General features: G+C 57.0%; 3 protein-coding genes. All 3 read left to right on the top strand.

Annotated elements, in window-relative coordinates; all coding sequences use genetic code 11:
* On the top strand, positions 1 to 2509 hold a 2509-nt coding region (locus ABJK56_RS10215), incomplete at its 5' end, for a WD40 repeat domain-containing protein (protein ID WP_347244567.1).
* A 250-nt stretch (positions 2510 to 2759) separates the two neighbouring features.
* Complete coding sequence (locus tag ABJK56_RS10210) at positions 2760 to 4142, top strand: VWA domain-containing protein (protein WP_347244566.1); 1383 nt, start codon at positions 2760 to 2762, stop codon at positions 4140 to 4142.
* Between the two features lie 50 nt (positions 4143 to 4192).
* Positions 4193 to 5557 carry a hypothetical protein gene (locus ABJK56_RS10205; RefSeq protein WP_347244565.1) on the top strand — a complete coding sequence of 455 codons (1365 nt, stop codon included), beginning with the start codon at positions 4193 to 4195 and terminating at the stop codon, positions 5555 to 5557.
* Positions 5558 to 5628 lie beyond the last annotated feature (71 nt).

The following is a 5628-nucleotide window of genomic DNA, read 5'->3' as shown; positions in this document are numbered from 1 at the left end:
GCAGGCCGACCCCGCCCACCTGGAGGCGAATTTCAACTACGGGTATTACCGCTGGCACAAAGCAGAGTTGCTGGGCAGCGAATTTCTGAAGCAGATGCAGCAGTTGGAGAGCAGCCATCGGAGCAATCCAGAGTACTGGCGGCTGTTAGGTTGGGTGTACCTGGAGCAGGGATATGTGGATGAGGTGGAGGAGATATTGCAGAAGCGCGGCGTGCAGGATGAGGCGCTGGAACGGGCGCATCGCGACCCGAACCGACCTGTTGGGCGAGAGATACGCTGTTTTGAGGGGCATACCAACTGTGTTACCTCTGTTGCTTTTTCGCCGGACGGGCAGTATGTAGTGTCGGGAAGTCGGGATGGCACCGTGCGGCTGTGGGACGTGGAAACGGGACAGGAAATACGTTGCTTTGAGGGGCATACCGACGATGTTACCTCTGTCGCTTTTTCGCCGGACGGGCAGTACATTCTATCGGGAAGTGGAGATAAGACTGTGCGACTGTGGGATTCCATCGCTGGTCGAGAATTACATCGCTTTGTGGGCCATTTTGCTCGGGTATTTTCCGTCGCCTTTTCACCGGATGGACATTACGCAATATCAGGGGGTGACGACAAGACCATTCGGCTATGGAATGTAATGACCGGACAAGATATACACCATTTTAATAGGCATATAAACAGTGTGCTTGCGCTCTCCTTTTCACCAGACGGTCAGTATATCCTGTCAGGAGGACGAGATAACACTATGCGACTTTGGGAGATAGAGAGCGGACTGGAGATCCGGTGCTTCTCACATACTGATATGGTATGGTCTGTTTCCTTTTCACCAGATGGACGTTATGCTTTGTCTGGAGGGTTTGAGAATACCATCCGGCTATGGGATATGGCAAATGGGCAAGAAGTGTATAGATTCACAGGACACATTTGGGGCGTTATGTCTACCACCTTTTCGAGAGATATGCTCTATATTTTATCGGGCAGTTTGGACGGAACTATACGGCTGTGGGAAGTAGCAAGTAGACGAGAAGTGCGCCTGTTTGAGGGACATAATGGATATGTTCTATCTATAGCCTTCGCACCTGATGGACAGTATGCCATCTCAGGAAGCTCGGATGGAACAGTACGGTTATGGAAAATATGTTATTTGCCATTCCGGAACATTACACACCCTTTTCCGACCTTGTCACTTACCCATAATAGCGCCCAGATCATCCGAGAAGAAGAGCGATATGCTGATTTGATGCGACAGGCATATGAGGCACAGGCACAAGGCCTCTTCCAACGAGCTTGCGTTTTACTTCGTCAGGCACAGGCACTACCCGGTTGTGAGAGAAAGCGCGAAGTATTGGACTGGGTGATGCGCTGCGGGGAACGAGGTGGAAGGCGATGTGGGTTACGGGATAGTTGGCTTGCCTTGAGCATCAAGAATACCAATATAGTTTACTCTCTTGCGTTTTCACCAGATGGCCGTCACATCATTTCGGGGGGTGGAGATAAGAGTATACACATTTTGAAAGTGGCAACAGGACAAGAAGTATGTAGTCTCAAAGGGCATACCCTTGATGTGGAATCTGTTGTTTTTTCGTTGGACGGACGTTATATTCTATCAGGAAGCAAGGACGGTACTATACGGCTATGGAATGTAACAAGCGGCCAAGAGGTACGCAGATTCTTGGGAGATACTAGCCATGTTTACTCAATTGCCCTTTCGCCAAACGGGCACTACGCTCTATCGGGAGGTGCAGATTGGACTATGTGGCTATGGGATTTGAGCGGGCAAAAAATATGCCGCTTTGACCACGCTTGGGACGTGCTCGCTGTTGCTTTTTCGCCGGATGGTCGTTATGCTTTGTCAGGAAGTGCCGATAAGAGTATCTGTCTATGGGACATTGAAAGCAAAGAAAGGGTTCGTTGCTTTGAGGGGCATACAGATGCAGTTCTTTCTGTTGTCTTTTCGCCAGATGGTCAGTATGTTCTGTCAGGAAGTGCTGACAGAACTGTGCGATTATGGGAGATTGCTACAGGGCATGAAAAATGTCGTTTAGATGGGCATATGGATGGGGTAGATTCAGTTGTCTTCTCCCCAAATGGAGGCTATATCCTATCGGGAAGTTGGGATAAGACTGTGCGGTTATGGGAAATAACAAGTATGCAAGAGATATGCTGTCTGAAAGTACACTCTAGGAGAGTGCACGCTGTTGCTTTTTCGCTGGATGGACACTATGCTGCTTCAGGAGGGGAAGACGGAACTATCTGCCTGTGGGCCCTCGACTGGGACTACGACTTCCCCGACCCCGCCGACTGGGACGAGGGGGCGCGGCCCTATCTGGATATCTTCCTCACCCTGCACACCCCCTACGGTCCGGATGGTCTCTCGCGGGTTGGCGCGCCGCAGTGGACGGAGGAGGACTTTCAAAAATTGCTCACTGAATTGGGCTATCGCGGCTACGGCTGGCTGCGCCCCGAAGGCGTGCGCCGTGAACTGGAGAAGATGGCAAGAGAGAGGCTCTGATGATTACCCAGATCACGAATCGCCGGGCTGAAGCCGCCTGCTCAGTGCATAAAAGTCCGCTCAAGCGGACTCGGAGTCGGCTTCCAGCCGACTTTCACGCCATGAGGCGGGGCTTGAGCCCCCGCCGAATCAGGCCAAACCAAGATGTGGGTATCACCAGAAAGGCTAATCCAAGGGACGAAGAATCCTGCTTCGTCATAGTCGTAACGCGGAATTCATTCCGCAACCTGCAACCTGTAAGGAGGTTACCATGGCTCGTTTGATGCGTTGTCTGTATTGCGGACTGCTTCAGGATGAACCCGCGGGCGTGAAGCAGTGTTCGCGCTGCGGGGGGGAACTCACCTTTGAGCAGACCTCGCCCGCCCTGAGCGGCGGTTCGTACCTGGACGTGCAACTGGAACTCGACCAGGTGCATGCCCCGCCCGGCCGCAACGTGGACCGCTACCTGCTGGTCACGCTGCGCGCCCCGCAGGAGGTCCCGCCCGAACACGCCGCCCCTCGCGAAACCAAGCGCCCCCCGCTGCATTTTGTCCCTGTGCTGGATGTCTCCGGCTCGATGGACGCCTCCGGAAAAATCGCATACGCCAAAGAAGCGCTGCGTCAGGCGCTCTACTACCTGCAAGACGGCGATACCTTCTCCCTCGTGACCTTCGAGAGCGAGGTCAAAACCATCATCCAGCCGACCACCTTCGACGCCCGCACGCGCCAGCAAGTGGAGAGTCTGCTCTCCGAATTGGACACAGGCAATATGACCGCTCTGGACGGCGGCCTGGAGCAGGGCATCCAACTGGCACACCAGGCCAGCCAACCAACGACCCTGGTGCTCCTGCTCAGCGATGGACAGGCCAACGTCGGCGAGACCGACCTGGAAAAAGTCGCCGGGCGCGCCACTCGGGCGCGGCAAAAAGGCATCATCGTCTCCACCCTGGGCGTCGGTCTGGACTATAACGAGGCACTGATGGTGGAGATTGCCAACCAGGGCGGCGGACGCTTCTACCACATCCAGCAACCCGACCAGATTCCGGCCGCGCTGATGCAGGAACTGGGCAGCACCGCTATGCTGGCCGCGCGCCAGGTGGAACTGGAGTTTGACCTGCCCACAGGCGCCGCGCTGGTTTCGCTCACCTCCCTCTACCCCACCGAACAGGTCAACCAGGTCGTCCGCGTGCGCGTCGGCGACCTGTTGCCGGGCCTGCGCCTGGAAATCCCCCTGCGCCTGACGTTGTACGCCCATCGCCCCGGCGAACGGGTCAGCGTCAGCGGGCGGATACGCTACCAGTCCCCCATCGGACACACCCTGGGCGGGACGTTGAACACCGTCACCGTGCGATTTGTGGAGGCGCAGCAGTTCGAAGAGATGCCCGGCCTGGTGGTGCCGGTGATGGAGCGCGTGCTGGAGTTCCGCCGCGCCGCACAGGTGTTGGACTTTGCCCGCCTGCGGGAGCAGGACCTGGCTCTGGCACAGCGGGAGGCCGAGCAGCAGCGCCGCGCCCTGCTGGAGTATGCCCGTCAATTCAACCCGGCGCGAGCAATGGAACTGGAAGCCGAAACGGTGGATGCGTTATTCGCGGATGCCCCGGCGGCCAAAGCCACCTTGCACCGCGCCGCGCGGGCGATTCGCGGGCTGGTGTAACCGCGACCCTGTAACCGCTGGATTGTGACACAAAGACAGGATATATGGAAATGTACCAGCAAGAGACAGGCGAACCCTGCCCGCGCGAAAAGCCAAACCCGTTGGAGTTGCGCGCCGACAGTTTGAACAACTACGCCGTCAGTATGCTGGACCTGGGGCGGGAGGCGGAAGCGGTGCGCTACTGGCAGGAGGCGCTGCAGGCCGACCCCGCCCACCTGGAGGCGAATTTCAACTACGGGTATTACCGCTGGCACAAAGCAGAGTTGCCGGGCAGCGAGTTTCTGACGCAGATGCAGCAGTTGGAATCCACACACGGAAGCAATCCAGAGTACTGGCGGCTGTTGGGCTGGGTGTATCTGGAGCAGGGATATGTGGAGGAGGTGGAGGAGATCCTGCAAAAGCGCGGCGTGCGGGACGAGGCGCTGGCGCGGGCGCATCGCGACCCGAACCGGCCCATCGGGCGCGAGGTGCGCCGCTTCGAGGGGCACACGGGCTGGGTGAACGCGGTCGCCTTTTCGCCGGACGGCCGTTACATCGCTTCGGGCAGTCAGGATACCGCCGTCCGGCTGTGGAATACGAAGACGGGAAAGCAGAGACGCCAGTTCAGGGGGCATACCAGCGGCGTTACGGCGGTTGCATTTTCACCGAACGGATACTGGATCGCTTCTGCAGGAGGGCAAGATCAAACGGTCCGAATGTGGCGCGCCTCCGAAAGTAGCGCTATCCGCACATTCTGGCCGCATCACTGGCTGGTCGCTTCGGTGATTTTCTCGCCCGATGGGCGCTATCTGCTGACTGCTGGGGGAGATAAAGAAGCACGCCTGTGGGAAGTCAGAACTGGAAAGCATTTAAAGTCTTTTGTGGGGCATACCGATTGGGTCAGTTCGGCTGTTTTTTCGGCAGATGGGCGTTTCGTTGCCACCAGCAGTTGGGATGGCAGCGTGCGCATCTGGGACGCGGCTACTGGCAGCGAACAGAAGCGCTTCGATCTGAATACCTGGCGCGTGTACGCCGTGGCTTTCTCGCCCGACGGGCGTTACGTCTTGAGCGGCAGTGATAATCCGTATTTCAACGATCCAAAACCGCTGCGCTTGTGGGATGTGGAAAGCGGAGAGGCAAAGGTTTTCAAAGGCCTTGATTTGGGTGTCAACGCAGTCGCCTTTTCGCCGGATGGACGTTATGCTCTGTCGGCGGGGGAAAGTGGACTGCGTCTCTGGCAAGTTCCTGCGGGCAGAGAAATACGCGCCTTGAAAGGGCACCACGGATCAGTGAGGTCTGTTGTTTTTTCTCCTGATGGGCGCTACGCTGTTTCAGGCGGATTCGACGGTACCCTTCACCTGTGGCAGGTGACCGGCTACGGCTCGTGCCGAGTCCCATATCCCACTCTTTCCAAAAGCGCGTCCTGCTCGAAGTGATTTTGAAGGAGACTGCAATGGCTGTCAATACTTACTTCTGCATCGTCTGCGGACGGGAATTCCACCCCCGC

The sequence above is a fragment of the Thermogutta sp. genome (genome assembly GCF_039793925.1).
Classification (GTDB): domain Bacteria; phylum Planctomycetota; class Planctomycetia; order Pirellulales; family Thermoguttaceae; genus Thermogutta.
Note: the sequence above shows the minus strand (reverse complement) of the source record. Positions and strands in the feature narration are given on the sequence as shown.

Bases quoted from the DNA above. Each gene is read 5' to 3' on its own strand.
- ABJK56_RS10210 (WP_347244566.1), top strand. From the start codon at position 2,760: ATGGCTCGTTTGATGCGTTGTCTGTATTGCGGACTGCTTCAGGATGAA.
- ABJK56_RS10205 (WP_347244565.1), top strand. From the start codon at position 4,193: ATGTACCAGCAAGAGACAGGCGAACCCTGCCCGCGCGAAAAGCCAAAC.